38 protein-coding genes are annotated in these 24,191 nt (G+C 42.1%); all 38 read left to right on the top strand.

Features of this window, described 5'->3' with window-relative positions:
- Positions 1 to 12 precede the first annotated feature (12 nt).
- The 38 genes from rplD (at position 13) to DXD11_RS07520 (ending at position 24,190) form a co-directional block, all read left to right on the top strand.
- The gene (gene rplD / locus DXD11_RS07335) at positions 13 to 633 is read left to right on the top strand and encodes a 50S ribosomal protein L4 (RefSeq protein ID WP_015533790.1); all 621 of its coding nucleotides are present in this window, start codon (positions 13 to 15) and stop codon (positions 631 to 633) included.
- Positions 633 to 932 carry a 50S ribosomal protein L23 gene (gene rplW, locus DXD11_RS07340; protein ID WP_004850114.1) on the top strand — a complete coding sequence of 100 codons (300 nt, stop codon included), beginning with the start codon at positions 633 to 635 and terminating at the stop codon, positions 930 to 932. The genes rplD and rplW overlap by 1 nt, the downstream gene beginning before the upstream one ends.
- A gap of 98 nt (positions 933 to 1,030) precedes the next feature.
- Entirely contained in the window at positions 1,031 to 1,876 is an 846-nt protein-coding gene (gene rplB / locus DXD11_RS07345) for a 50S ribosomal protein L2 (RefSeq protein WP_022216644.1), read from the top strand.
- Between the two features lie 16 nt (positions 1,877 to 1,892).
- Positions 1,893 to 2,171 carry a 30S ribosomal protein S19 gene (rpsS, locus tag DXD11_RS07350; protein ID WP_022216645.1) on the top strand — a complete coding sequence of 93 codons (279 nt, stop codon included), beginning with the start codon at positions 1,893 to 1,895 and terminating at the stop codon, positions 2,169 to 2,171.
- A gap of 33 nt (positions 2,172 to 2,204) precedes the next feature.
- On the top strand, positions 2,205 to 2,591 hold the full coding sequence (gene rplV, locus DXD11_RS07355) for a 50S ribosomal protein L22 (RefSeq protein ID WP_004850120.1): 387 nt from the start codon (positions 2,205 to 2,207) through the stop codon (positions 2,589 to 2,591).
- A gap of 10 nt (positions 2,592 to 2,601) precedes the next feature.
- Positions 2,602 to 3,267 (top strand): 30S ribosomal protein S3, encoded by a 666-nt coding sequence (gene rpsC, locus DXD11_RS07360; RefSeq protein WP_022216646.1) that lies wholly within the window; start codon positions 2,602 to 2,604, stop codon positions 3,265 to 3,267.
- Positions 3,267 to 3,704: a 50S ribosomal protein L16 gene (gene rplP / locus DXD11_RS07365; protein ID WP_022216647.1), complete on the top strand. Its 438-nt coding sequence runs from the start codon at positions 3,267 to 3,269 to the stop codon at positions 3,702 to 3,704. Before rpsC ends, rplP begins: the two co-directional genes overlap by 1 nt.
- Positions 3,694 to 3,897 (top strand): 50S ribosomal protein L29, encoded by a 204-nt coding sequence (rpmC, locus tag DXD11_RS07370; protein ID WP_004850126.1) that lies wholly within the window; start codon positions 3,694 to 3,696, stop codon positions 3,895 to 3,897. The genes rplP and rpmC overlap by 11 nt, the downstream gene beginning before the upstream one ends.
- A 23-nt stretch (positions 3,898 to 3,920) precedes the next feature.
- The gene (rpsQ, locus tag DXD11_RS07375; protein ID WP_022058713.1) at positions 3,921 to 4,175 is read left to right on the top strand and encodes a 30S ribosomal protein S17; all 255 of its coding nucleotides are present in this window, start codon (positions 3,921 to 3,923) and stop codon (positions 4,173 to 4,175) included.
- Positions 4,176 to 4,188: 13 nt separating this feature from the next.
- Complete coding sequence (gene rplN, locus DXD11_RS07380) at positions 4,189 to 4,557, top strand: 50S ribosomal protein L14 (protein WP_022216648.1); 369 nt, start codon at positions 4,189 to 4,191, stop codon at positions 4,555 to 4,557.
- A gap of 12 nt (positions 4,558 to 4,569) precedes the next feature.
- Complete coding sequence (rplX, locus tag DXD11_RS07385; protein WP_004850132.1) at positions 4,570 to 4,887, top strand: 50S ribosomal protein L24; 318 nt, start codon at positions 4,570 to 4,572, stop codon at positions 4,885 to 4,887.
- Between the two features lie 20 nt (positions 4,888 to 4,907).
- Entirely contained in the window at positions 4,908 to 5,447 is a 540-nt protein-coding gene (gene rplE, locus DXD11_RS07390) for a 50S ribosomal protein L5 (protein WP_004850134.1), read from the top strand.
- 20 nt (positions 5,448 to 5,467) lie between these two features.
- On the top strand, positions 5,468 to 5,653 hold the full coding sequence (locus DXD11_RS07395; RefSeq protein WP_004850137.1) for a type Z 30S ribosomal protein S14: 186 nt from the start codon (positions 5,468 to 5,470) through the stop codon (positions 5,651 to 5,653).
- 23 nt (positions 5,654 to 5,676) lie between these two features.
- On the top strand, positions 5,677 to 6,078 hold the full coding sequence (gene rpsH / locus DXD11_RS07400) for a 30S ribosomal protein S8 (protein ID WP_022216649.1): 402 nt from the start codon (positions 5,677 to 5,679) through the stop codon (positions 6,076 to 6,078).
- 15 nt (positions 6,079 to 6,093) lie between these two features.
- Positions 6,094 to 6,633, top strand: a complete 540-nt coding sequence (gene rplF, locus DXD11_RS07405; protein WP_022216650.1) for a 50S ribosomal protein L6 — start codon at positions 6,094 to 6,096, stop codon at positions 6,631 to 6,633.
- Positions 6,634 to 6,650: 17 nt separating this feature from the next.
- Complete coding sequence (gene rplR / locus DXD11_RS07410; RefSeq protein ID WP_022216651.1) at positions 6,651 to 7,019, top strand: 50S ribosomal protein L18; 369 nt, start codon at positions 6,651 to 6,653, stop codon at positions 7,017 to 7,019.
- 19 nt (positions 7,020 to 7,038) lie between these two features.
- Positions 7,039 to 7,548 (top strand): 30S ribosomal protein S5, encoded by a 510-nt coding sequence (rpsE, locus tag DXD11_RS07415; protein ID WP_015533792.1) that lies wholly within the window; start codon positions 7,039 to 7,041, stop codon positions 7,546 to 7,548.
- A gap of 14 nt (positions 7,549 to 7,562) precedes the next feature.
- Positions 7,563 to 7,745, top strand: coding sequence for a 50S ribosomal protein L30 (gene rpmD, locus DXD11_RS07420; RefSeq protein ID WP_004850147.1), 183 nt, complete (start codon positions 7,563 to 7,565; stop codon positions 7,743 to 7,745).
- Positions 7,746 to 7,766: 21 nt separating this feature from the next.
- Complete coding sequence (gene rplO, locus DXD11_RS07425; protein WP_004850150.1) at positions 7,767 to 8,207, top strand: 50S ribosomal protein L15; 441 nt, start codon at positions 7,767 to 7,769, stop codon at positions 8,205 to 8,207.
- Position 8,208: 1 nt separating this feature from the next.
- Complete coding sequence (gene secY / locus DXD11_RS07430) at positions 8,209 to 9,522, top strand: preprotein translocase subunit SecY (protein WP_022216652.1); 1,314 nt, start codon at positions 8,209 to 8,211, stop codon at positions 9,520 to 9,522.
- Positions 9,523 to 9,645: 123 nt separating this feature from the next.
- The gene (locus tag DXD11_RS07435) at positions 9,646 to 10,290 is read left to right on the top strand and encodes an adenylate kinase (protein ID WP_022216653.1); all 645 of its coding nucleotides are present in this window, start codon (positions 9,646 to 9,648) and stop codon (positions 10,288 to 10,290) included.
- Between the two features lie 2 nt (positions 10,291 to 10,292).
- Positions 10,293 to 11,063 (top strand): type I methionyl aminopeptidase, encoded by a 771-nt coding sequence (map, locus tag DXD11_RS07440; RefSeq protein ID WP_015533796.1) that lies wholly within the window; start codon positions 10,293 to 10,295, stop codon positions 11,061 to 11,063.
- A gap of 99 nt (positions 11,064 to 11,162) precedes the next feature.
- Entirely contained in the window at positions 11,163 to 11,381 is a 219-nt protein-coding gene (infA, locus tag DXD11_RS07445; protein WP_004850160.1) for a translation initiation factor IF-1, read from the top strand.
- 89 nt (positions 11,382 to 11,470) lie between these two features.
- Positions 11,471 to 11,584, top strand: coding sequence for a 50S ribosomal protein L36 (rpmJ, locus tag DXD11_RS07450; RefSeq protein WP_015533797.1), 114 nt, complete (start codon positions 11,471 to 11,473; stop codon positions 11,582 to 11,584).
- 248 nt (positions 11,585 to 11,832) lie between these two features.
- Positions 11,833 to 12,201: a 30S ribosomal protein S13 gene (gene rpsM / locus DXD11_RS07455; protein WP_015533798.1), complete on the top strand. Its 369-nt coding sequence runs from the start codon at positions 11,833 to 11,835 to the stop codon at positions 12,199 to 12,201.
- Positions 12,202 to 12,246: 45 nt separating this feature from the next.
- Positions 12,247 to 12,642: a 30S ribosomal protein S11 gene (gene rpsK, locus DXD11_RS07460; protein ID WP_004850165.1), complete on the top strand. Its 396-nt coding sequence runs from the start codon at positions 12,247 to 12,249 to the stop codon at positions 12,640 to 12,642.
- 20 nt (positions 12,643 to 12,662) lie between these two features.
- Positions 12,663 to 13,256: a 30S ribosomal protein S4 gene (rpsD, locus tag DXD11_RS07465; protein WP_015533799.1), complete on the top strand. Its 594-nt coding sequence runs from the start codon at positions 12,663 to 12,665 to the stop codon at positions 13,254 to 13,256.
- 71 nt (positions 13,257 to 13,327) lie between these two features.
- The gene (locus DXD11_RS07470) at positions 13,328 to 14,284 is read left to right on the top strand and encodes a DNA-directed RNA polymerase subunit alpha (protein WP_015533800.1); all 957 of its coding nucleotides are present in this window, start codon (positions 13,328 to 13,330) and stop codon (positions 14,282 to 14,284) included.
- An 80-nt stretch (positions 14,285 to 14,364) separates the two neighbouring features.
- Positions 14,365 to 14,901 carry a bL17 family ribosomal protein gene (locus tag DXD11_RS07475; RefSeq protein ID WP_015533801.1) on the top strand — a complete coding sequence of 179 codons (537 nt, stop codon included), beginning with the start codon at positions 14,365 to 14,367 and terminating at the stop codon, positions 14,899 to 14,901.
- A gap of 146 nt (positions 14,902 to 15,047) precedes the next feature.
- Positions 15,048 to 16,685: an ABC transporter ATP-binding protein gene (locus tag DXD11_RS07480; RefSeq protein ID WP_118758088.1), complete on the top strand. Its 1,638-nt coding sequence runs from the start codon at positions 15,048 to 15,050 to the stop codon at positions 16,683 to 16,685.
- 55 nt (positions 16,686 to 16,740) lie between these two features.
- Entirely contained in the window at positions 16,741 to 17,541 is an 801-nt protein-coding gene (locus DXD11_RS07485; protein WP_015533803.1) for an energy-coupling factor transporter transmembrane component T family protein, read from the top strand.
- Positions 17,542 to 17,727: 186 nt separating this feature from the next.
- A complete protein-coding gene (truA, locus tag DXD11_RS07490; protein WP_117874640.1) occupies positions 17,728 to 18,465 on the top strand; it encodes a tRNA pseudouridine(38-40) synthase TruA in 738 nt (245 codons plus the stop codon).
- A 369-nt stretch (positions 18,466 to 18,834) separates the two neighbouring features.
- A complete protein-coding gene (locus tag DXD11_RS07495; RefSeq protein WP_015533805.1) occupies positions 18,835 to 20,052 on the top strand; it encodes an iron-containing alcohol dehydrogenase in 1,218 nt (405 codons plus the stop codon).
- A 233-nt stretch (positions 20,053 to 20,285) separates the two neighbouring features.
- Positions 20,286 to 20,720 carry a 50S ribosomal protein L13 gene (gene rplM / locus DXD11_RS07500; RefSeq protein ID WP_004850178.1) on the top strand — a complete coding sequence of 145 codons (435 nt, stop codon included), beginning with the start codon at positions 20,286 to 20,288 and terminating at the stop codon, positions 20,718 to 20,720.
- Positions 20,721 to 20,738: 18 nt separating this feature from the next.
- On the top strand, positions 20,739 to 21,134 hold the full coding sequence (gene rpsI / locus DXD11_RS07505) for a 30S ribosomal protein S9 (protein WP_004850181.1): 396 nt from the start codon (positions 20,739 to 20,741) through the stop codon (positions 21,132 to 21,134).
- Positions 21,135 to 21,237: 103 nt separating this feature from the next.
- The gene (locus tag DXD11_RS07510) at positions 21,238 to 22,422 is read left to right on the top strand and encodes a cation diffusion facilitator family transporter (protein WP_118758089.1); all 1,185 of its coding nucleotides are present in this window, start codon (positions 21,238 to 21,240) and stop codon (positions 22,420 to 22,422) included.
- A 232-nt stretch (positions 22,423 to 22,654) separates the two neighbouring features.
- The gene (locus DXD11_RS07515; RefSeq protein ID WP_022058703.1) at positions 22,655 to 23,452 is read left to right on the top strand and encodes a transporter substrate-binding domain-containing protein; all 798 of its coding nucleotides are present in this window, start codon (positions 22,655 to 22,657) and stop codon (positions 23,450 to 23,452) included.
- A gap of 51 nt (positions 23,453 to 23,503) precedes the next feature.
- On the top strand, positions 23,504 to 24,190 hold the full coding sequence (locus DXD11_RS07520; protein ID WP_004850185.1) for an amino acid ABC transporter permease: 687 nt from the start codon (positions 23,504 to 23,506) through the stop codon (positions 24,188 to 24,190).
- Position 24,191: the final 1 nt, after the last annotated feature.

Here is a 24,191-nt window from a genome sequence, read left to right on the forward strand (position 1 = left end):
GGAGAGACAACAATGGCATCAGTTAAGGTTTATGACATTGAAGGCAAAGAAGTTGAGACATTAGAGCTCAATGATGCAGTTTTCGGTGTAGAAATAAATGAGCATATAATGCATAAGGCTGTAGTTGGTCAGTTAGCCAACAACCGTCAGGGAACACAGAGCGCTAAGACACGTTCAGAAGTTTCTGGTGGTGGAAGAAAGCCTTGGAGACAGAAGGGAACTGGTCATGCTAGACAGGGTTCAACAAGATCTCCACAGTGGACAGGCGGCGGAGTTGTATTCGCACCAAAGCCAAGAGATTATTCAGTTAAGATGAATAAGAAAGAGAAGCAGCTTGCTATGAAGTCAGCACTTTCATCAAAGGTTGCTGAGAACAAGCTGGTAGTAGTTGACAAGCTTGATCTTCAGGAGGCTAAGACAAGCGTATTTGCAAAGATCCTTGCAAAGCTTTCAGCTCCTAAGGCTCTTGTAGTAACAAAGGATAAGAACAATAACGTTGTTCTTTCAGCAAACAACATTCCAACAGTTAAGACAACAGTAGCTAATTCACTTAGCGTATACGATATTCTCAAGTATGAGAAGCTTGTTCTTACTAAGGAAGCAGTTGCAGCAATTGAGGAGGTGTACGCATAATGGCAGATATCAAATATTATGACGTTATACTTAAGCCAGTGATCACAGAGAAGAGCATGAACGCTATGGCTGAGAAGAAATATACATTCCTTGTTCATCCAGAAGCAAACAAGTCACAGGTTAAGGAAGCTGTAGAGAAGATGTTCGAGGGAACAAAGGTTGCAAAGGTCAACACAATGAACAATGACGGTAAGGTCAAGAGACGTGGTATGACACTTGGTAACACAGCAAAGTACAAGAAGGCTATCGTTCAGCTTACAGCTGACAGCAAGGACATCGAGATCTTCGAGGGACTTTAAGATATAGCCGTGGGTGGCTGCACAGTATAGCCGCTCATCACATTAGTTGTATACGCAATCAAAGCGTGAGAATAAATTGAACCGAAAGGAGAACAACAATGGGAATTAAGACATATAACCCATATACACCTTCCAGAAGAAATATGACTGGCCTTGATTTCTCAGAGATCACAAAGACAACTCCAGAGAAGTCACTCGTTGTTTCAACAAGCAAGACAGCTGGTCGTAACAATCAGGGTAAAATAACAGTAAGACATCACGGTGGTGGTGCTAAGAGAAAGTATAGAATAATAGATTTCAAGAGAAATGACAAAGATGGCATTCCAGCAACAGTAGCTGCAATCGAGTATGATCCAAACAGATCAGCAAATATTGCACTTCTGTTCTATGCAGATGGAGAAAAGAGATACATCCTTGCTCCTTTCAAGCTTGCAGTTGGCGATGTGCTGATGAATGGCGCAGAGGCAGAGATCAAGGTTGGTAACTGTCTTCCACTTCAGAATATTCCAGTTGGTACTCAGGTACACAACATCGAGCTTTATCCAGGTAAGGGCGGACAGTTAGTTCGTTCAGCAGGAAACGCTGCACAGCTCATGGCTAAGGAAGGAAAGTATGCAACACTTAGACTTCCATCAGGCGAGATGAGAATGGTTCCGATTATCTGTAGAGCAACAGTTGGACAGGTAGGAAACATCGAGCATGGCCTTGTTAACATTGGTAAAGCCGGTCGTAAGCGTCATATGGGCGTTAGACCAACAGTTCGTGGTTCTGTCATGAACCCTAATGACCATCCACATGGTGGTGGAGAAGGTAGAGCACCTATCGGTCGTCCAGGTCCTTCTACTCCATGGGGCAAGCCAGCAATGGGTCTCAAGACAAGAAAGAAGAACAAGCAGTCTAATAAGTTGATCGTAAGACGTAGAGACGGTAAGAATGTTAAATAGTTAAGGAGGAAGAAATATGGCTCGTTCATTAAAAAAAGGACCATTCGCAGATGCACATCTGCTTAAGAAGGTAGATGCTTTAAACGCTGCTAATAAGACAGAAGTTATAAAGACCTGGTCAAGACGTTCAACAATCTTCCCATCATTCGTTGGCCACACATTTGCCGTTCATGATGGAAGAAAGCACGTACCAGTATATGTAACAGAAGATATGGTAGGACATAAGCTCGGTGAGTTCGTAGTTACCAGAACATACAGAGGTCATGGTAAGGACGAAAAGAAGGGTAGAAGATAATATTAGGAATATTTGAAAGGAGGACTTTTCAAAATGGCTAAAGGACATAGATCCCATGACAAGAGACTCAGAAATGAGAACAAAGATACAAGACCATCAGCTAAGGTTTCATACGCAAGAGTATCAGTAACCAAGGCATGTTTTGTGCTTGATGCTATCAGAGGTAAGGATGTTCAGACAGCACTTGCTATCGTAGAATACAACCCAAGATATGGCTCAAGCGTTATAGAGAAGCTTTTGAAGTCTGCTATTGCTAACGCTGAGAACAACAATGGCATGAAGAAGGAGGACCTTTACGTAGCAGAGTGTTACGCTAACAAGGGACCTACAATGAAGAGAGTTCATCCAAGAGCACAGGGTAGAGCATATAGAATCGAGAAGAGAACAAGCCACATCACAATCGTGCTTGACGAGAAATAGGAGGTAAAATATGGGACAGAAAGTTAATCCTCATGGTTTAAGAGTCGGCATTATCAAAGATTGGGATTCAAACTGGTATGCTGACAAGAGAAATGACGAGTTTGCTAAGAACTTAGCAGAAGATCAGATCCTTAGAAAATACTTAAAGACAACTCTTTACAAGTCAAACATCTCAAAGATCGAGATCGAGAGATCAGCAAAGAATGTAAAGATCGTATTATACACAGCTAAGCCTGGAGTAGTAATCGGAAAGGGTGGAGCCGGAATCGAGAAGATCAAGGCTGACGCTCAGAAGTTAACAGATAAGAAGCTCTTTATCGACGTTAAGGAGATCAAGAAGCCGGATGCTGACGCTCAGCTCGTTGCAGAGAACATCGCAGCACAGCTTGAGAATCGTATCGCATTCAGAAAGGCTATGAAGTCTTGCATGGGTAGAACAATGAAGTCAGGCGCACAGGGTATCAAGTGTGCATGTTCAGGTCGTCTTGGCGGTGCTGATATGGCTAGAACAGAGTTCTACAGCGAGGGAACAATTCCTCTTCAGACACTCCGTGCTGATATCGATTACGGATTTGCTGAAGCAGATACAACATATGGTAAGGTTGGCGTAAAGACATGGATCTACCATGGTGAAGTACTTCCAACAAAGACAGTAAAGGAAGGGGGAAATAAATAATGTTAATGCCAAAGAGAGTAAAGCGTCGTAAGCAGTTCAGAGGAACAATGGCTGGTAAGGCACTTAGAGGCAATAAGATTACAAACGGTGAGTATGGTCTCGTAGCATTAGAGCCAGCTTGGATCAAGTCAAACCAGATCGAGGCAGCCAGAATTGCAATGACAAGATATATGAAGCGTAGTGGTAAGGTATTTATCAAGATTTTCCCTGACAAGCCAGTTACAGCAAAGCCGGCTGAGACTCGAATGGGTTCAGGAAAGGGAGCACTTGAGTACTGGGTAGCAGTAGTTAAGCCAGGCAGAGTTATGTTTGAGGTTCAGGGCGTACCTGAGGAGGTAGCTAAAGAGGCTCTCAGACTCGCTATGCACAAGCTTCCACTTAAGTGTAAGATCGCATCAAAGGAAGAGTTAGAGGAGGTAGCAGGCAGTGAAAACTAAGGATTTTATGAACGAATTAAATAGCAAGTCCGTTGACGATCTCCAGAAGGATTTAGTAGCTGCAAAGAAGGAATTATTCAACCTGAGATTCCAGAATGCTACAAATCAGCTTGACAACACAAGCAGAATCAAGGACGTTAGAAAGAATATAGCAAGAATACAGACAGTTATAGCCCAGAAGGCTAATGCTTAATTATCTTGGAAGGAGGAATTATTGTGGAAAGAAATCTGAGAAAAACACGTGTTGGTATAGTTACAAGTGACAAGATGGATAAGACAATCGTTGTTTCTATCGTAGATAATGTTAAGCATCCTCTTTATGGTAAGATTGTAAAGAGAACAGTAAAGCTGAAGGCTCATGACGAGAATAACGAGTGCAAGATTGGCGATAGAGTAAAGGTTATGGAGACAAGACCATTATCAAAGGATAAGAGATGGAGACTTGTTGAGATCATCGAGAAGGCAAAGTAAGGAGGCAAATTAAATGGTTCAGCAGGAAACAAGACTTAAAGTTGCTGATAACACAGGTGCAAAAGAGTTACTTTGTATCAGAGTGTTAGGCGGATCAGTTAGAAGATATGCGAATATCGGCGATATCATCGTTGCCTCTGTTAAGGATGCAACACCAGGCGGAGTTGTAAAGAAGGGCGATGTAGTTAAGGCCGTTGTAGTTAGAACAAAGCATGGCGCTCGTCGTAAGGATGGTTCATACATCAAGTTTGACGAGAACGCTGCTGTAATTATAAAAGACGATATGAATCCAAGAGGTACACGTATCTTTGGACCAGTTGCAAGAGAGCTCCGTGATAAGAAATTCATGAAGATCGTATCACTTGCACCTGAAGTATTATAAGGAGGTGTGACTATGGCAACAATGAAGATTAAGAAAGATGATATGGTACAGGTTATCGCTGGTAAGGACAAGGGCAAGAGCGGAAAGGTCGTTTCAGTAGATAAGAAGAATGGTACCGTAGTAGTTGAAGGAATCAACAAAGTATTTAAGCATAGCAAGCCAAGCATGGCTAACCAGCAGGGCGGAATCATCGAGATGGAAGCCCCACTTGACATCTCTAATGTAATGTATCTTTACAAGGGCAAGCCAGTTAGAGTTGGTTTTGAAGGAACTGGTAAGGATAAGGTTCGTGTAGCCAAAGTTGATGGCAAGACAGAGAAGATAGATTAATTGGAAGGAGGTCGTCTTAGGTGAGTAGACTTAAAGAAAAGTATGACGCTGAAATTAAGAGCGCCATGGTTGAGAAATTTGGATATAAGAATGTAATGCAGATACCAAAGCTCGATAAGATCGTTATCAATATGGGCGTTGGTGAAGCTAGAGAGAACGCTAAGGTTCTCGACGCTGCTATCAAGGATCTTGAGACAATCACAGGTCAGAAGGCAGTTGTAACAAGAGCAAAGAAGTCAGTAGCTAACTTCAAGCTGAGAGAGGGAATGCCTATCGGATGTAAGGTAACTCTTCGTGGCGAGAAGATGTATGAGTTCCTTGATCGCCTTGTAAATCTTGCACTCCCACGTGTACGTGACTTCAGAGGTATCAATCCAAACGGATTTGATGGAAGAGGTAACTACGCATTCGGTATTAAGGAGCAGCTTATCTTCCCTGAGATCGAGTACGATAAGGTAGATAAGGTTAGAGGTATGGATATAATTTGCGTAACAACAGCACAGACTGACGAGGAAGCTCGTGAGTTACTTACACTGTTCGGCATGCCTTATAGCAAATAATAAAGGAGGAGATTCGAGAAATGGCTAAGACATCAATGAAAGTTAAGCAGCAGCGCAAGCAGAAGTTCTCAACAAGAGAGTACACACGTTGCAGCATTTGTGGACGTCCACACTCAGTTTTAAAGAAGTACGGAATTTGTAGAATCTGCTTCCGTGAGTTAGCATATAAGGGACAGATTCCTGGCGTTAAGAAATCAAGCTGGTAAGAGTAAGAAGGAGGAAATTTATTATGTCAATGAGCGATCCAATTGCAGATATGCTTACAAGAATTCGTAATGCTAATACAGCAAAGCATGATACAGTAGAAATCCCTGCTTCAAAGATGAAGAAAGCTATTGCCGACATACTTTTATCAGAAGGATATGTTAAGGCTGTAGATATCGTTGAGGACGGTAAGTTCGAGACAATCAAGATCACATTGAAGTATGGTGCAGATAAGAACGAGAAGATCATCACAGGTCTTAAGAGAATTTCAAAGCCTGGTCTTCGAGTATATGCAAGCAAGGATGAGCTTCCAAGAGTACTTGGTGGACTTGGAACTGCTATTATCTCCACAAACAAGGGTGTATTAACAGATAAGGAAGCTAGAAAACAGAACGTAGGTGGAGAAGTACTTGCGTTTATTTGGTAAAAGGAGGACGGCAAAATGTCACGTATCGGAAGAATGCCTATCGCTGTACCTGCAGGCGTAACTGTAGATATAGCAGAAAATAATAAAGTGACTGTTAAAGGACCAAAGGGAACTCTTGAGAGAGTTCTCCCTGCGGAAATGGATATAAAGTTAGACGGCGATACAATCACAGTATCAAGACCTAACGACTTAAAGAAGATGAAATCACTTCACGGACTCACAAGAACACTTATCCACAACATGGTAGTAGGTGTTACAGAGGGTTACAAGAAGGAGCTTGAGGTTAACGGTGTAGGTTACAGAGCTCAGAAGCAGGGTAATAAGCTTGTTCTTGCTCTTGGTTATTCACACCCAGTTGAGATGGTTGATCCAGATGGTATCGAAACATCAGTTGATGGAAACAAGATCATAGTAAGCGGAATCAGCAAGGAAAAGGTTGGTCAGTACGCTGCTGAGATCAGAGAGAAGAGAGCACCAGAGCCATACAAGGGCAAGGGTATCAAGTATGTGGATGAGACTATCAGACGTAAAGTTGGTAAGACTGGTAAGAAATAATAAAGGAGTGAGATAAGATGATTAATAAAGAATCAAGAAGCGCAATTCGTGTAAAGAAGCATATGCGTGTTCGTAATCGTTTAGCTGGAACAACAGAGAGACCACGTTTAGCTGTATTCAGAAGTAATAATCATATGTACGCTCAGATTATTGATGATTCAGTTGGTAAGACATTAGTAGCAGCATCTACAACAGAGAAGGCTATTAAGGATGAGCTTGAGAAGACAAATGATGTTGATGCAGCAGCTTACGTTGGTAAGGTTATTGCTGAGAGAGCACTTGAGAAGGGTATCAAGACTGTTATCTATGATAGAGGCGGTTTCGTATACCACGGTAAGGTTCAGGCATTAGCAGATGCAGCGAGAGAAGCTGGTCTGGAATTCTAGTAAGGAGGAAGAACAACGTATGAAGCGTGAAATAATTGATGCAAGTAAGTTAGAGTTAGAAGATAAAGTTGTTGCCATCAAGCGTGTAACAAAGGTTGTTAAGGGTGGACGTAATTCTAGAGTTGCAGCTCTCGTAGTTGTTGGTGATAGAAATGGCCACGTTGGCGTTGGTGTTGGCAAGGCAGTTGAGACTCCAGAAGCTATCCGTAAGGGTAAGGAGGATGCTGCAAAGCATTTAGTTACAGTTCCTGTAAATGAAGTTGGTAGTATCCCTTACGACTGGAATGGACAGTTCGGCAGTGCTTCAGTTCTTCTGAAGACAGCTCCAGAAGGTACTGGTATCATCGCTGGTGGTCCTGCTCGTAGCGTACTTGAGCTTGCAGGATATAAGAACATCCGTACAAAGTCCTTAGGATCAAACAACAAGCAGAACGTAGTTCTTGCAACAATCAAGGGCCTTACAGAGATCAAGAACCCAGAGGATATCGCAAGACTTCGTGGAAAATCTGTTGATGAGATACTTAACTAAGGAGGTATTAGAAGATGGCAGATAAGTTAAAGGTAACTTTGGTAAAGTCCCCTATCGGTGCTGTACCAAAGCATAGAAAGACAGTAGAGGCTCTTGGACTTAAGAAGGTTAATAAGTCAGTAGAGCTCCCAAATAACGCTGCAACACTTGGAATGGTTAAGCAGGTAAGTTATATGGTAAAGGTTGAGGAAGTATAAGAGAAGGAGGATACGCAGATCATGGATTTATCTACATTAAAGCCGGCTGAAGGCTCAAAGCACAGTGCTAATTTCCGTGTAGGCCGTGGACATGGTTCAGGAAATGGCAAGACTGCAGGTAAGGGACATAAGGGTCAGAAGGCACGTTCTGGATCACCTAGACCAGGTTTCGAAGGTGGACAGATGCCATTATATAGACGTCTTCCTAAGAGAGGCTTTAATTGCATCAATCACAAAGAGATCGTTGCAATCAATGTATCAGCTCTTGAGAGATTCGAGGATGGCTCAGACGTAACTGTTGAGACATTAGTAGAGGCAGGTATCATTAAGAATCCTCGTGATGGAGTTAAGATTCTTGGAAATGGAGAGTTAACTAAAAAGCTCAATGTTAAGGCTAATGCTTTTTCAAAGTCAGCAGCTGAGAAAATTGAAGCTCTTGGCGGAAAAGCAGAGGTGATGTAATATGTTCAAAACCTTAATCAATGCATTTAAGGTACAGGATATACGAAGAAGACTTTTATATACGTTCTTCATTCTCGTGGTAGTCAGACTTGGTAGTCTGATTACCGTTCCGGGAATAAGTGCGGATGCAATAAGAGAGTACATGCAGAATGCACTCGGTGATTCACTGAACATCTTCAGTTCATTCACCGGAGGATCGTTCGAGCAGATGTCGATCTTTGCATTGTCGGTAACACCTTACATTACAGCTTCCATCATCATACAGCTTCTCACCATTGCTATACCGGCTTTGGAAGAACTGCAGAAAGACGGAGAAGATGGTAGAAAGAAGATCACCGCTATCACAAGATATATGACAGTAGGTCTTGCTATTCTTGAGAGTGCTGGTCTTGTAGTAGGATTTGGAAACAAGGGAGTCATTGAGAATTATAACTTCTGGACAGTTCTTTGCATCGTAGTCATTCTTACGGCAGGAAGTGCTATAGTAATGTGGCTTGGCGAGAGAGCAACAGAGAAGGGTGTTGGCAATGGTATATCAGTAATCCTTCTGATAAACATCGTTTCAACAATGCCAAATGACTTCAAGAATTTATACACACAGTTCATGAAGGGCAGAGACTTTGTAAGATTTACACTTGTAGGGCTCATTATCCTTGCAGTTGTAGTTATTACAGTAGTATTTGTATGTGCACTTCAGGGCGCAGAGAGAAGAATTCCTGTACAGTATGCCAAGACAGTAAGAGGAAGAAAGACGATGGGAGGACAGTCCTCTCATATTCCACTTAAGGTCAATACTGCAGGTGTTATTCCGGTCATCTTTGCATCATCCATACTGTCTGTTCCACAGATCGTAGTGAATCTGTTCAACATCAAGACATCTGGTGTAGGAGCAAAGATAATCCAGGGTATGAGTCAGGGCTACTGGTTTAACAGATCTTATCCTTGGGCATCGATCGGTTTGATCGTATATATTTTACTTGTGTTCTTCTTCGCATATTTCTACACAGCGATCACATTCAATCCAATGGAGATTGCCAACAATATGAAGAAGAGTGGCGGTTTTGTCCCTGGTATAAGACCTGGACAGTCAACACAGGATTACCTTAATAAGATTTTAAACTACATCATATTTATAGGTGCTGTAGGACTTATCATAGTAGCATGTATACCAATGTTCTTCAGTGGTTTCTTTGGAGCAAATGTTTCATTTGGAGGAACATCACTTATCATCGTTGTAGGTGTTGTTATAGAGACAATTAAGAATATTGAGTCACGTATGCTGGTAAGGAACTATCAGGGATTCCTTTTAGACTAAAATATGACGTGGCAATAAACACGAATGGGAGTGTGCCGTATAGTACACTTCCTATTCGTGTATTATAGAGAGAATAGTATTTGATAAGAATGGGAAACGTTCAAAAAAATGGAGGTTGAATATATGAAGATAATCATGTTAGGCGCACCGGGCGCAGGCAAGGGAACACAGGCAAAGATGATCGCTGCAAAGTACGGCGTACCACATATCTCAACAGGAGATATATTCAGAGCGAACATAAAGAACGGCACAGAGCTTGGTGCAAAGGCAAAGGAGTACATGGATAAGGGACTTCTTGTACCAGATGAGCTCGTTGTCGACTTGGTAATAGATAGATTCAAGGCTGATGACTGTGCAAAGGGATATATCCTTGACGGATTCCCAAGAACTATCCCACAGGCAGAGGCACTTGACAAGGCACTCTCAGCAATCGGCGATTCAGTTGATTACGCTATCAATGTTGAGGTACCTGATGAGAATATCATCGAGAGAATGTCAGGCAGACGTGCATGTGTAGGTTGTGGAGCAACATACCATATCGTATACAACCCAACAAAAGTTGAGGGCAAGTGTGATGCATGTGGAGCTGATCTCATCCTTAGAGACGATGATAAGCCAGAGACAGTAGAGAAGAGACTTAATGTATATCATGAGCAGACACAGCCTCTCATCGATTACTACAAGGCAAAGGGCATCCTGAAAGAGGTTGACGGAACCGTAGATATGAAGGATGTATTCGCTGCTATCACTGATATATTAGGTGAGTAAATATGAAGGGTATTTCCATAAAATCCCAGGAAGAGATTGAGCTTATGAGAGAGGCTGGAAGAATTCTGGCGATAACTCATGAGGAGATGAGAAAAGCATTGAAGCCGGGAATGACCACATATGATATAGATAAGCTCGGTGAAGAGGTTATCAGAAGTTATCACTGTGAACCATCATTTCTGAACTATCAGGGATATCCGGCGTCGGTGTGTGTATCTGTAAATGATGAGGTGGTACATGGAATTCCATCAAAGAACAGAGTGCTTCAGGATGGAGATATAGTAAGTCTTGATGCCGGTGTTATCTATAAGGGTTACCATTCAGACTCAGCCAGAACATATGGAGTTGGCGAGATATCTGATATGGCAAAGTATCTCATAGAGGCAACGAAGCAAAGCTTCTTTGAAGGACTGTCAGCGGCCCGTGCGGGAAATCATGTGCGGGATATAGGAATAGCGGTCGAGTCCTATGCCGATGAGTGTGGACTTGGAGTTGTTGTCGATCTGGTGGGACATGGAGTTGGAAAAAATCTTCATGAAGAGCCGGAGGTCCCAAACTTCGCAACAAGAAGAAGAGGACCGAAGCTGAAAGCAGGAATGACGATAGCGATAGAACCGATGATCACACTTGGCGATTACGAAGTGAAGTGGATGCCGGATGGATGGACGGTCGTCACCGCAGACAAATCACTGGCGGCACATTATGAGAATACAATACTTATAACAGATGGAGAGCCTGAGATACTTTCAAGGGCCGATGGAATTGAGCTGTAGATGTGATATCATATGTCGTCGTTCGTAAGCACGATGACATATTCATTATATCATGGAGAACTCATAAGTTGATTTATATATATAGGAGGATTTTTGAAAATGTCAAAAGCAGATGTAATTGAAGTAGAAGGAACAGTAGTTGAGAAACTTCCAAATGCCATGTTTCAGGTAGAACTTGAGAATGGACACAAGGTTCTTGCTCATATAAGTGGAAAGCTGAGAATGAATTATATAAAGATTCTTCCTGGCGACAAAGTTACAATAGAGTTATCACCATACGATCTTACCAAGGGAAGAATCGTTTGGAGAGATAAATAATAAAAAAATGAATTTCCCTATTGCATTTTATCAATGAAAATGATAGAATGCTAATTCGTAGCGGACTTTTTTTGAAAGGAGAGTTTCTAATGAAGGTTAGAGCATCAGTAAAACCTATCTGCGATAAGTGCAAAGTTATCAAGAGAAAGGGAATCGTTAGAGTTATCTGCGAGAATCCAAAGCACAAGCAGCGTCAGGGTTAATCAAAAAAGGAAAAGAAGTATATGGATGATAGCCCATCCGGAAGTATACTTATTTTCGTGCGTCAGTACATATATCTAATGTACTGTATTATTTAAAAGCGGCTGTGGCATACGTAGATATGCCAATACAATTATAGAAATATACAACTTAGTTGAAGTTTGCGGTGTATGCATTTCACCCCATAGCGTGTGCTATGGGATACATTTGTGGATTCAGCTTAAAAGAAGATTTTACGGAGGTTATTATAATGGCTCGTATTTCAGGTGTTGATTTACCAAGAGAGAAACGTGTTGAAATTGGTCTTACTTATATCTATGGTATCGGACTTCCTTCATCACAGCGTATTCTTAAGGAAGCAAACGTTAATCCTGATACACGTTGCGCAGATCTGACTGACGATGAGGTTAGAAGACTCAGCGAGGTTATCAAGGCAACTCAGGTAGTAGAGGGAGATTTACGTAGAGAGATAGGCTTCAATATTAAGCGTTTACAGGAGATTGCTTGCTATCGTGGTAAGCGTCATAGACAGGGACTTCCTGTTCGTGGACAGAAGACTAAGACTAACGCTAGAACTCGTAAGGGTCCTAAGAAGACTGTTGCTAATAAGAAGAAGTAATATTTATAGAATATATTTGTAAAAAACCATAGGAGGTTTAGGCTAATGGCTAAGCAGGCAACTAAAAAAGTGGCTAAGAAGCGTGTCAGAAAGAGCGTACAGCACGGACAGGCTCATATTCAGTCATCTTTCAATAATACAATTGTTACATTAACAGACGCTGAAGGCAATGCGCTTTCATGGGCAAGCGCTGGTGGATTAGGATTTAAGGGTTCTAAGAAGTCAACTCCATATGCTGCTCAGATGGCTGCAGAGACAGCCGCAAAGGCTGCTGCACCTTACGGACTCAAGACAATCGACGTATTTGTCAAGGGACCAGGTTCAGGAAGAGAGGCTGCAATTCGTGCACTCTCAGCATGTGGTATAGATGTAGTTAGTATCAAGGATGTTACTCCGGTTCCACATAACGGATGTCGTCCACCAAAGAGAAGAAGAGTTTAATTAGAGGAGGTACAAACAAGATGGCAGTAGATAGAACCCCAGTTCTTAAGAGATGCAGATCTTTAGGCATGGAGCCAATGTATCTCGGAATAGACAAGAAGTCAAACAGAAGACCAAACAGATCAAATAGAAAGCAGAGCGAGTATGGACTTCAGCTCCGCGAGAAGCAGAAGGCTAAGTTCATTTATGGTGTACTTGAGAAGCCTTTCCGTAACCTTTATGCAAAGGCTGAGCAGCAGAAGGGATTAACAGGTCCTAACCTCATGACATTACTTGAGCTTAGACTTGACAACATCATCTTCAGATTAGGCTTTGCAAGAACAAGAAGAGAGGCTAGACAGATCGTAGATCACAAGCACGTACTTGTAAATGGCAAGTGTGTAAACATCCCTTCATACTCAGTTAAGCCAGGCGATAAGATCGAGATCAGAGAGAAGAGCAAGTCTCTTCAGAGATACAAGGATATCATGGCTGCAACAGAGGGTGTTCTCGTACCAGGTTGGTTAACAGCAGACAGAGATAACCTCGCAGGTGAAGTTGTAGAGAAGCCAAGCAGAGAGCAGATCGATGTTCCTGTAAATGAGACTCTCATCGTCGAGTTATATTCTAAGTAAGATTTGTTCTTTATTTATACATTTTGTAACTTGGAGTGTAGCATTTTAAAACCCGTAAAGGAGGGGCTTAGATGTTTGAGTTTGAAAAACCAAAAATCGAGATCGTTGAGACTTCAGATGACAACAAATATGGCAAGTTTGTAATCGAGCCTTTAGAGAGAGGTTACGGTATAACACTTGGTAACTCACTTAGAAGAATAATGCTTTCTTCATTACCAGGTACCGCTGTAAGCCACGTTAAGATAAAGGGTGTTTTACACGAGTTCAGCTCAATACCAGGTGTAAAAGAGGATGTTACTGAGATAATAATGAACATCAAGAATGTCGTTATCAAGAATAACTCAGATACATTTGAGCCAAAGCAGGCATACATCGATGTTGTTGGTGAGCGCGTTGTTAAGGCAGGAGATATCAAGGTTGACGGAGATATAGAGATTGTAAATCCTGATCTTGTAATCGCAAACCTTAGTGGTCCGGACGCAAAGCTTGAGATGGAGCTTACAATTGTCAACGGACGTGGATATGTAAGCCTTGACAAGAACAAGGAAGCAGATGCACCAATTGATGTCATCGCTATTGACTCAATCTTCACCCCTGTTGAAAGAGTAAACCTTACAGTTCAGAATACACGTGTTGGTCAGGTTACTGACTATGATAAGTTAACTCTTGATGTATATACAAACGGAGCTCTTGCTCCAGATGAGGCAGTAAGTCTTGCTGCAAATCTTCTGGTAGAGCACTTGAAGCTGTTCGTAGATTTATCAGAGAACGCACGTCTTGTAGATGTTATGGTTGAGAGCACAACAGACGAGAAGGAAAAGGTTCTTGAGATGAATATCGATGAGCTCGAGTTATCAGTTCGTTCATACAACTGTTTGAAGAGAGCTGGCATCAACACAGTTCAGGAACTTATAAACAAGACACCAGAGGATATGATGAAGGTTCGTAACCTTGGTCGTAAGTCACTGGATGAAGTATTAGCTAAGCTTAAGGAGTTAGGCTTATCACTTAATCAGAACGAGGACTAATAGCAGTTCCCGTATACCACTCAAGCTGAATAATAGTAAGCACAGTGAAGACCCGCAAAGGGTATAGGAGGATAATTAAAATGGCAAAGTATAGAAAGCTTGGAAAAGCAAGCGCACAGAGAAACGCATTACTTCGTAACCAGGTAACTCAGTTACTGTATCATGGAAAGATCAAGACAACAGAGGCAAGAGCTAAGGAAGTTGTTAAGATCGCAGAGAAGCTCATCACTTTAGCAGTTGCTGAGAAGGACAACTACGATGAGGTTACAGTTCAGGCTAAGGTTGCTAAGAAGGATAAAGATGGCAAGAGAATCAAGGAAGTTGTAGACGGTAAGAAGGTTACAGTATACGACACAGTTGAGAAGACAGTTAAGAAGGATCAGCCTTCAAGACTTCATGCCAGAAGAGAGATGCTCAAGGTTTTATATCCAGTTGTTGAAGTTCCTACAGATGCTGCTGGTAAGAAGGCCGGTACTAAGAAGATCGACTTAACACAGAAGTTATTCGATGAGTATGGTACAAAGTACGCAGGACGTAAGGGTGGTTACACAAGAATCATCAAGATCGGTCAGCGTAAGGGTGATCAGGCTCTTGAGGTTATTCTCGAGTTAGTATAATCGATTGATAGATTGATATTATACAGATAAATAAACAGGGCTGCAGTACATAGACGTATTAGTTTACGTTCGTGTACGGCGGCCCTGTTTTTTAATAAAATTTAGTGAAATATAGAGAGATTTCATTGATATAGATTGGAAAGATTATGAGCTTCATAAATGTAAAAGGACTATCTCATAAATTTAATATAAAGGACAAAGACGGCAATAAGATAGGGGAGAACTGGGCAATAAAGGATGTAGATTTTCTTGCCGACAAGGGGGAGATAATCGCGATCCTTGGCAGAAACGGTTCAGGGAAGTCTACGTTTGCAAGACATTTGAATGGACTGCTTGCACCGCATGAGGGTTCGATAGTCATAGGTGGAAAAGACATGGCGGAGATGGGAGAGCTTACATCCGTCAGACGACAGGTAGGAATGGTGTTTCAAAATCCCGATAACCAGATAGTCGGCAACACCCTCGCTGAGGATATAGGATTTGGGCTGGAGAATCTTGGCGTCTCCAGCGAAGATATATGGAAGAAGATAGATGAGATGCTGGAGCTCACAGGGCTCACAGCCTATAAGTATGCTAATACGTCAAGAATAAGCGGTGGACAGAAACAGCGGCTTGCAATCGCATCGTCCATGGCGATGACTCCGGATTGTATAGTGCTAGACGAGGCGACATCCATGCTTGACCCGCAGGGAGCAAAGGATATGCTGGAGCTTGTGCAGAGATTGAACAAAGAAAAGAAAATAACCGTAATAATGGTGACTCACAGGATAGCTGAGGCACTTATGGCGGATAAAGTATACATATTGGATAATAGCAGGATCGTGGCAGAGGGTACATCTGGAGATGTATTCACAGATGTTGACTGGCTTAAGAGCTATGGACTGGAGATACCGGTTGATATGAAGCGTAGGGCCGGAATACCGATCGATATCTGCTATAAATATAAGAACAGGCATATGGATATAAGCAGCGATATGAACAATGCGCAGAGTAATCATGCTGAGGATGAGAAGACTGCAGATAATTCAGAAAAATGTATAGTTGAGCTTCAGAATGTATCATATTCGTATGTGAATGGAAATGAGTCATTTCAGGCGCTTTCTGATATAAACATCAAGATATATGAAGGACAGGTTGTCGCTGTAATAGGGCAGACCGGCTCGGGAAAGAGTACACTGCTTCAAATGATAAATAAGCTGATAGTTCCACAGAGTGGCAAGGTATATCTGTATGATACGGATGTGCAGAGTGTAAGAAATATCAAGGATATCCGCAGGAGGATAGGGTATGTATTTCAGTTCCCTGAGTCCCAGTTGTTTGAGAATACGGTGCTCAAGGATGTAATGTATGGCCCGATAAACTTTGGAATGTCAAAGAAAGAGGCTGAGGATGCTGCCAGAAAGGCGCTTGAGTTGGTGGGAGTACCGGAGAAATATGCGGAGTATTCTCCATTCGAATTGTCCGGTGGTTTGAAAAAGAGGGTGGCAATAGCGGGAATACTGGCATATGAGCCAGACGTATTGATCCTTGATGAGCCTGCATGTGGGCTTGACGGAGAGAGCCGGGAGCAGTTATGGAATCTCGTCAGAAAGCTCAACAGAGAGAAAAATGTGACGATCATACTGGTATCCCACGACATGGAGGATGTGTATGAGATGTCAGAGAGGATTCTGCTTATGGATTGCGGAAAGATCATGTATGATGGAGGGACAGGTGAGTTCTTTGAGGACAGGAGCTTACTTGAACAGTATGGTATAGATGTCCCTGATGGAGCTAAAATGTAGAGCGGTATTGGCTATTCAGTTGAGCACTAATGATGCCCGGATAGGAGATTTAAGGATGATACGAGATATTACAATAGGACAATATTACAGTGGCAACTCTGTGATACATAGAATGGATCCGAGAACAAAGCTTGCAATAACATTTCTATATGCCATATCGCTGTTTCTTTGCAAGGACTGGATCATGATACTTGCCGCAACGGCATTCCTCTGTATATATGTGGCGGTGAGCAGGGTGCCGATAACATACATTTGCAGGGGACTGAAGGTCATATGGATGTTTATTCTGTTTACAGCAATATTCAGCGTGTTCAACGGGGACGGACGGGTACTTTGGAGCTGGCACAGACTTCGCATAACAGATAACAGTGTGATGACTACGGTGCTTGTGGTTATACGCCTTGTATACCTCATAATAGGCTCATCTGTCATGACGTACACTACAAGACCGATGAATCTGGCAAATGGACTGGAGAGCAGTCTGGGATTCTTGAAGAAAATAAAGGTTCCGGTGTCTGATATGGCCATGATGCTTATGATCGCATTGCGATTTATCCCGATATTTATGGAGGAGCTGGATAAGATCATGAAGGCACAGCTTTCCAGAGGTGCGGACTTCGAGAGTGGCAATATATTCAAGAGGATAAAGAGTTATGTACCTGTATTTGTACCATTATTTGTATCGGCGATAAGGAGGGCCACAGATCTTGCCCAGGCCATGGATGCCAGATGTTTTGACGGCAGCGAAGGCAGGAGCCGCATGAATCCGTTAAAATACAGTGGAACAGACTATGTAAGTTATGCTATAGTGTTGGTGTATCTGGGATGCATGATAGTATACAGATGTGTGATGTAGGAAATCCTGCAATCTTATTTCGGGATACATGCGCACTTCGGGATCAAAAGTCGTTTGTATATAGATTTGTTTTAAATATTACAGAGTCAATGACGATCGGGCTTGATTAAGAATTGGAGCGTAATTCAGATACATCGATAATATAGAAAAGGATACGGATGTGTCAGATACATCCCTAGTATGAATATGAAGAGAGTAAAATTGATCGTAGCCTACGATGGAACAAATTATTGCGGATGGCAGGTCCAGATAAATGGAATAACTGTGGAGGAGGTCCTGAATAAGACTCTCAGCGAACTCTGCCACGAGAATATAAAGGTGATAGGAGCTAGTAGGACGGATTCCGGAGTGCACGCCCTGGGAAATGTGGCGGTATTTGATACTGAATCAGGGATACCAGGAGAAAAGTTTTCATTTGCGCTTAATCAGCGGCTTCCGGAAGACATAAGGATACAAGAGTCCTGCCAGGTGGCGGACGATTTTCATCCGAGATACTGTGATACGATCAAGACATATGAATACAAGATATTAAACAGAAGATTTGATATGCCGACGGAGCGTCTTTACTCGACATTCGTCTATTATCCGCTTGATATAGATAAGATGAAACGAGCTGCGGCTGTTCTGGTAGGAGAGCACGATTTCAAGAGCTTCTGTTCAACAAGATCACAGGTAGAGAATACAGTCCGTACAATAACAGATATAACCATAGATAAAGTTGGTGATATGATACATATAAGGATAAGCGGAAATGGTTTCCTGTACAATATGGTCCGTATCATAGTGGGAACTTTGATGAAGATAGGCCTTGGAATCTGGCCAGAGGACTGTATGGAGTCAATACTTGCGGCGAAGGATAGGACGAAAGCAGGACCGAAAGCCGAAGCAAAGGGGCTTACTCTTGTGGAGATAAAATATCTGTAAACGTAAACGGCTGTAGACGTATAATATTTGCCGGGATAAGATAAAATTGCTAATAATATATTGGCAGTTCATAAAACAGCGTGGTTATATTTTGTATATAATAATTTGGAAAAGTGGACTTGAAATAATCTAGAAATAAGAATGAAAAGTGGAAAACATCTAGCAAAACAGTGGAAAATAGATGAAAAACATTGTGTGAAATGCACAAAAAATAATGAAAACAAGAGCCAATCATGTTATAATTACATTGAAATGCTGATACATGACGGATATGTCAGGAATTGTTTCGAAGTGTTCGGAATATTTCAAGGTGTTTCAGTGAAGATAACATGATTGGCTTTTTTTATTTTGATTTTAGGAGGGCAAACGATGGCAAGATTTACATTACCAAGAGATTTATATCACGGAAAAGGTGCTTTGGAGGCACTCAAAACATTCAAGGGTAAGAGAGCTATGGTCTGTGTTGGAGGCGGATCCATGAAGAGATTTGGATTCCTTGACAGGGCAGTTCAGTACCTTGAGGAAGCTGGAATGGAAGTTAAGTTATTTGAGGGAATTGAGCCAGATCCTTCAGTAGAGACGGTTATGAAGGGTGCAGCAGCCATGCTTGAATTTGAGCCAGACTGGATAGTGGCCATCGGCGGTGGTTCACCTATAGATGCAGCAAAGGCTATGTGGATAAAGTATGAGTATCCTGATGCGACATTTGAGGATATGTGTAAGGTATTTGGAATACCTGAACTTAGAAAGAAAGCTCATTTCTGCGCTATTTCTTCAACATCAGGAACTGCAACAGAGGTTACCGCGTTCTCGATCATCACAGATTATGAGAAGGGAATCAAGTATCCGATAGCTGATTTTGAGATTACACCTGATGTTGCGATCGTAGATCCTGAGCTGGCAGAGACCATGCCTCAGAAGCTGGTTGCTCACACAGGTATGGATGCCATGACACATGCAATCGAGGCTTATGTATCGACAGCAAACTGCGATTTCACAGATCCACTGGCACTTCATGCCATCAAGATGATCCAGAATGATCTGGTTGGATCATATAACGGAGACATGGAGAAGCGAGACGCAATGCACAATGCACAGTGTCTTGCAGGTATGGCATTCTCCAATGCGCTTCTCGGAATAGTTCATTCGATGGCTCACAAGACCGGAGCAGCATTTGCTGACTATGGCGCACATATCATCCACGGAGCAGCAAATGCAATGTATCTGCCAAAGGTTATAGCTTTCAATGCAAAGGATGAGACCGCAAAGGTTCGTTACGGAGAGATAGCGGACTTCATGGGACTTGGCGGTGAGACACTCGACGAGAAGGTAGACCTTCTTATTGCGTATCTGCGCAAGATGAATGACGAGCTGAACATTCCTCATTGTATCAAGAATTACGGATCTGACAGCTATCCATGTGAGCAGGGCTTTGTTCCGGAGGACGTATTCCTTGAGAGACTTCCTGAGATCGCTGCAAATGCGATACTTGATGCATGTACAGGCTCCAACCCAAGACAGCCAAGCCAGGAGGAGATGGAGAAGCTGCTGAAGTGCTGCTACTATGACACAGAGGTGGATTTCTAAATAAAAGATAGTATTTACAGACAGAAGAATGAATGATAATATGGTATCCGGCGGTGCACATGTATCGCCGGATATTTTTGTTGAAAAAATAGTTGACAACAAAATGTAATTATAATATACTTGCAAAGTATGCGAAGTTTATAAGTGTGTTTCGAACCAATGCCCCGGTAAGGAATGTGCTGAATATACATTAGTAAAGAAGATTATAAAAGAATAATTTAGGAGGTACCACGATGAAGAGCTTTATGGCAAGCCCATCAACAATAGAGAGAAAGTGGTATGTAGTTGACGCTACAGGACATACTTTAGGTCGTCTTGCATCAGAGATCGCAAGCATTTTAAGAGGAAAGAACAAGCCAACATATACACCACACATTGATACAGGTGATTATGTAATAGTAGTAAACGCTGACAAGATCCAGGTAACTGGTAAGAAGTTAGATCAGAAGGTATACTACAACCACTCAGATTATGTAGGTGGTATGAAAGAGACAACTCTTCGTGAGAAGATGGCTAAGAAGCCAGAGGATGTTATCTACCTTGCAGTTAAGGGAATGCTTCCAAAGGGACCACTTGGCAGAGAGATGATCACAAAGCTTCACGTATACGCTGGTGCAGATCACAAGCATCAGGCACAGAAGCCAGAAGTATTAGAGATTAAGTACTAAGAAGGAGGAGATTAACAGATGGCTAAGACAACAAAGTTCTATGGAACAGGAAGAAGAAAAAGCAGTATCGCCAGAGTTTACATCACTCCAGGTACTGGTAAGATCGTTATAAACAAGAAGGATATGGATGAGTACTTTGGCCTTGATACACTCAAGGTTATCGTAAAGCAGCCACTCGTTGCTACAGGCACAGAGGGCAAGTACGATGTACTCGTTAACGTATGTGGTGGTGGTTTCACAGGTCAGGCTGGAGCTATCAGACATGGTATTTCAAGAGCACTCCTTGAGGTTGATGCTGAGTACAGACCAATCCTTAAGAAGGCTGGATACCTTACAAGAGATCCAAGAATGAAGGAGAGAAAGAAGTACGGTCTCAAGGCCGCTCGTCGTGCTCCACAGTTCTCAAAGAGATAATTATATATCATTTCAGATATATCAAGAACCCGCAGAAGTCCAACGCTTTTGTGGGTTCTTTTTTTCAGAACTTTTGAGATTCAGATTAGGAGGAACAAAAGATATGGTGACATTATTGTCGAAGTTGTGGATCAAATCAGATAATTATAAGGATAGCAAGGTGAGGGAGAAATATGGTGTTCTTTGCGGAGCTGTTGGTATATTTTTGAATGTATTATTGTTTCTGGGAAAATTCTTCGCTGGATTACTTTCGGGTGCCATCTCGATCACGGCGGATGCGTTCAACAATTTATCAGATGCAGGAAGCTCGTTTATATCTATGATAGGCTTTAAGTTATCTGGCAGAAAACCGGACCCGGATCATCCGTTTGGACATGGAAGAATAGAGTATATATCGGGCTTATTTGTAGCAGTCATGATCATATTGATGGCCTACGAGCTTATTAAAGATTCAATCGGAAAGATCCTACATCCGGAACTTCCAAAATTCAGCAGTCTAGTTGCCGTTATACTCGTTGTTTCAATTGGAGTAAAGATATATATGTATTTCTACAACAGGAGTATAGGCAGAAAGATAGAGAGTGCGACCATGATAGCGACGGCGAAAGACAGTTTATCTGATACATTTTCCACAATGGTTGTTCTTGCATCTGCACTTGCTGCTCATTTCTGGAAAATACCTATAGATGGATATTGCGGGTTATTGGTGGGCGTAATGATACTCATAGCTGGCATCACTGCAATGAAGGATACGGTCAGCCCATTGCTTGGTCAGGCACCGGAACCAGACCTTGTGGATGAGATCGAGAAGATCGTGAGGTGTGATAAAAGGATCCTTGGTATTCATGATCTTGTGGTCCATGATTATGGACCTGGCAGACTTATGGTCAGCTTGCACGCAGAAGTTCCTTATAAGGAAGATATTCTTGAACTGCATGATCTGATCGATCAGATAGAATTCTCTCTCAGAAAAGAACTAAATTGTGAGCCAGTCATTCACATGGACCCGATAGTAGATGACGATGAGGAGACAAATGCTGCGAAAGCGCGGATCACTGAAATTATAGAATCACTTAATAAGGATAGCAGAAAAAATGAAAATGTTCAGTTTCACGACTTTAGAATGGTAAAGGGTTCAACACATTCCAATTTGATTTTTGATGTGGTTTTGCCACATGGATATCAAATGTCAGAAGAACAGATAATAGCCTATATCAAGGAAAAAGTTAGTGAGTACAATAAAAATTACTATTGTGTGATACATATTGACAGAGCGTATGTAAAATAATTCCAGATGGTGAGCATCCTGACCACAGAAGAGTAAGATCTTCTGTGGTTATTATTATTACATAATATATTTACATGTTTTTTCATAATCTTAGATTTGACTTTACCATGATAAACTGTTACTATGTTACCGTGTTGTGCCCTAATAGGGCTGTATATCATGCAGATGCCCAGTGTAGTGTGTTTCATGCATCTGCCAAGTATATTTAAGTATATTTCAGGAGGAAAAAAGTATGAAAAAGTTATTATCACTGCTCTTAGTGGCAGCAATGGGACTTTCACTGGTTGGATGTGGCGGATCTGATAACGGATCTAAGAGTGAGTCAAAGAGTGATCTGGAGTATGTAAAGGATAAGGGAACTCTCGTTGTCGGCGTTACAGACTTCGCACCGATGGATTACAAGGATGAGTCAGGCAACTGGATCGGATTTGACGCAGATATGGCATCAGCATTTGCAGAGAGCCTTGGCGTAAAGGCAGAGTTCGTAGAGATAGACTGGGACAACAAGATCATGGAGCTTGACGGCAAGACCATCGACTGTGTATGGAATGGTATGACACTTACAGATGAGGTTACAAGCTCAATGGCATGTTCAGATGCATACTGCAACAATGCTCAGGTAGTTATCGTGCCAAAAGATAAGGCAGACAAGTATCAGACAGTAGACAGCATCAAGGAGCTTACATTTGCTGTAGAGGCAGGAAGCGCAGGCGAGGATCAGGCCAAGGCGCTTGGTCTCAACTATACAGCTGTAAAGGCACAGGCAGATGCACTCATGGAAGTTGCAGCTGGAACATCAGATGCAGCGATCATTGATTCGCTTATGGCAGCAGCTATGGTTGGTGAGGGAACAGGTTATGACAAGCTCACATATACCGTAGGTCTCAACAGCGAGGAGTATGGCGTTGGCTTCAGAAAGGACTCAGATCTTGTAGCTGAGCTCAACAAGTTCTTTGCAGACAGTAAGGCTGACGGTTCAATGGAGAAGTGTGCTGAGACATATAAGGTACAGGCTGCACTTGCAAAGTAATAGATAAGATATAATTAGTATTTTTACCATCACTTAGAGAGAAAAATTATTATGGATTTGTTTTTTGAACAGCTCCCGGTCGTACTTGGAGCTCTTAATACAGGATTTATACAGACATTAAAATTGTTCTTCGTGACATTGCTCGGTGCATTTCCACTTGGACTTCTCATAGCACTCGGTTCCATGTCAAAGTTTAAACCGCTCAGCTATCTTATGAAGTTCATTGTATGGATAGTGAGAGGTACACCACTTATGATACAGCTGCTAATCATATATTATTTCCCGGGACTTGTATTCCACAACCCGGTATGGGGCGGCGGCGAAGGCGGAAGATTTGTAGCGGCATCGGTGTCGTTCATAGTGAATTATGCCTGCTATTTCTCAGAGATTTACCGTGGAGGTATCCAGGGTATTCCTGTAGGACAGGAGGAAGCCGGACTTGTGCTTGGCATGACTCCAAAGCAGATATTCTTCAAGGTCAAGCTTTTGCAGATGATAAAGAAGATAGTTCCGGCGATGTCCAACGAGATCATAACTCTGGTCAAGGATACGTCCCTTGCCCGTATCATCGCACTTCAGGAGATAATCTGGGCAGGACAGGCATTCATGAAGGGTTCACAGGGAATCTCTGGTGCGATATGGCCACTCTTCTTCTGCGCATTCTACTATCTGATATGGAATGGCGTACTCACAGTTTTACTTGGCAAATTAGAGAAGAAACTTGATTTTTTTAGATAGG

The organism is Coprococcus sp. TF11-13 (assembly GCF_003481085.1).
GTDB lineage: Bacteria > Bacillota > Clostridia > Lachnospirales > Lachnospiraceae > Coprococcus > Coprococcus aceti.

Excerpts from the sequence above, each read along its gene's own strand:
- rplD (WP_015533790.1), top strand. The coding sequence starts at position 13 with ATGGCATCAGTTAAGGTTTATGACATTGAAGGCAAAGAAGTTGAGACA.
- rplW (WP_004850114.1), top strand. The coding sequence starts at position 633 with ATGGCAGATATCAAATATTATGACGTTATACTTAAGCCAGTGATCACA.
- rplB (WP_022216644.1), top strand. The coding sequence starts at position 1,031 with ATGGGAATTAAGACATATAACCCATATACACCTTCCAGAAGAAATATG.
- rpsS (WP_022216645.1), top strand. The coding sequence starts at position 1,893 with ATGGCTCGTTCATTAAAAAAAGGACCATTCGCAGATGCACATCTGCTT.
- rplV (WP_004850120.1), top strand. The coding sequence starts at position 2,205 with ATGGCTAAAGGACATAGATCCCATGACAAGAGACTCAGAAATGAGAAC.
- rpsC (WP_022216646.1), top strand. The coding sequence starts at position 2,602 with ATGGGACAGAAAGTTAATCCTCATGGTTTAAGAGTCGGCATTATCAAA.
- rplP (WP_022216647.1), top strand. The coding sequence starts at position 3,267 with ATGTTAATGCCAAAGAGAGTAAAGCGTCGTAAGCAGTTCAGAGGAACA.
- rplN (WP_022216648.1), top strand. The coding sequence starts at position 4,189 with ATGGTTCAGCAGGAAACAAGACTTAAAGTTGCTGATAACACAGGTGCA.
- rplX (WP_004850132.1), top strand. The coding sequence starts at position 4,570 with ATGGCAACAATGAAGATTAAGAAAGATGATATGGTACAGGTTATCGCT.
- DXD11_RS07395 (WP_004850137.1), top strand. The coding sequence starts at position 5,468 with ATGGCTAAGACATCAATGAAAGTTAAGCAGCAGCGCAAGCAGAAGTTC.
- rpsH (WP_022216649.1), top strand. The coding sequence starts at position 5,677 with ATGTCAATGAGCGATCCAATTGCAGATATGCTTACAAGAATTCGTAAT.
- rplF (WP_022216650.1), top strand. The coding sequence starts at position 6,094 with ATGTCACGTATCGGAAGAATGCCTATCGCTGTACCTGCAGGCGTAACT.
- rplR (WP_022216651.1), top strand. The coding sequence starts at position 6,651 with ATGATTAATAAAGAATCAAGAAGCGCAATTCGTGTAAAGAAGCATATG.
- rpsE (WP_015533792.1), top strand. The coding sequence starts at position 7,039 with ATGAAGCGTGAAATAATTGATGCAAGTAAGTTAGAGTTAGAAGATAAA.
- rpmD (WP_004850147.1), top strand. The coding sequence starts at position 7,563 with ATGGCAGATAAGTTAAAGGTAACTTTGGTAAAGTCCCCTATCGGTGCT.
- rplO (WP_004850150.1), top strand. The coding sequence starts at position 7,767 with ATGGATTTATCTACATTAAAGCCGGCTGAAGGCTCAAAGCACAGTGCT.
- secY (WP_022216652.1), top strand. The coding sequence starts at position 8,209 with ATGTTCAAAACCTTAATCAATGCATTTAAGGTACAGGATATACGAAGA.
- DXD11_RS07435 (WP_022216653.1), top strand. The coding sequence starts at position 9,646 with ATGAAGATAATCATGTTAGGCGCACCGGGCGCAGGCAAGGGAACACAG.
- map (WP_015533796.1), top strand. The coding sequence starts at position 10,293 with ATGAAGGGTATTTCCATAAAATCCCAGGAAGAGATTGAGCTTATGAGA.
- infA (WP_004850160.1), top strand. The coding sequence starts at position 11,163 with ATGTCAAAAGCAGATGTAATTGAAGTAGAAGGAACAGTAGTTGAGAAA.
- rpmJ (WP_015533797.1), top strand. The coding sequence starts at position 11,471 with ATGAAGGTTAGAGCATCAGTAAAACCTATCTGCGATAAGTGCAAAGTT.
- rpsM (WP_015533798.1), top strand. The coding sequence starts at position 11,833 with ATGGCTCGTATTTCAGGTGTTGATTTACCAAGAGAGAAACGTGTTGAA.
- rpsK (WP_004850165.1), top strand. The coding sequence starts at position 12,247 with ATGGCTAAGCAGGCAACTAAAAAAGTGGCTAAGAAGCGTGTCAGAAAG.
- rpsD (WP_015533799.1), top strand. The coding sequence starts at position 12,663 with ATGGCAGTAGATAGAACCCCAGTTCTTAAGAGATGCAGATCTTTAGGC.
- DXD11_RS07470 (WP_015533800.1), top strand. The coding sequence starts at position 13,328 with ATGTTTGAGTTTGAAAAACCAAAAATCGAGATCGTTGAGACTTCAGAT.
- DXD11_RS07475 (WP_015533801.1), top strand. The coding sequence starts at position 14,365 with ATGGCAAAGTATAGAAAGCTTGGAAAAGCAAGCGCACAGAGAAACGCA.
- DXD11_RS07480 (WP_118758088.1), top strand. The coding sequence starts at position 15,048 with ATGAGCTTCATAAATGTAAAAGGACTATCTCATAAATTTAATATAAAG.
- DXD11_RS07485 (WP_015533803.1), top strand. The coding sequence starts at position 16,741 with ATGATACGAGATATTACAATAGGACAATATTACAGTGGCAACTCTGTG.
- truA (WP_117874640.1), top strand. The coding sequence starts at position 17,728 with ATGAAGAGAGTAAAATTGATCGTAGCCTACGATGGAACAAATTATTGC.
- DXD11_RS07495 (WP_015533805.1), top strand. The coding sequence starts at position 18,835 with ATGGCAAGATTTACATTACCAAGAGATTTATATCACGGAAAAGGTGCT.
- rplM (WP_004850178.1), top strand. The coding sequence starts at position 20,286 with ATGAAGAGCTTTATGGCAAGCCCATCAACAATAGAGAGAAAGTGGTAT.
- rpsI (WP_004850181.1), top strand. The coding sequence starts at position 20,739 with ATGGCTAAGACAACAAAGTTCTATGGAACAGGAAGAAGAAAAAGCAGT.
- DXD11_RS07510 (WP_118758089.1), top strand. The coding sequence starts at position 21,238 with ATGGTGACATTATTGTCGAAGTTGTGGATCAAATCAGATAATTATAAG.
- DXD11_RS07515 (WP_022058703.1), top strand. The coding sequence starts at position 22,655 with ATGAAAAAGTTATTATCACTGCTCTTAGTGGCAGCAATGGGACTTTCA.
- DXD11_RS07520 (WP_004850185.1), top strand. The coding sequence starts at position 23,504 with ATGGATTTGTTTTTTGAACAGCTCCCGGTCGTACTTGGAGCTCTTAAT.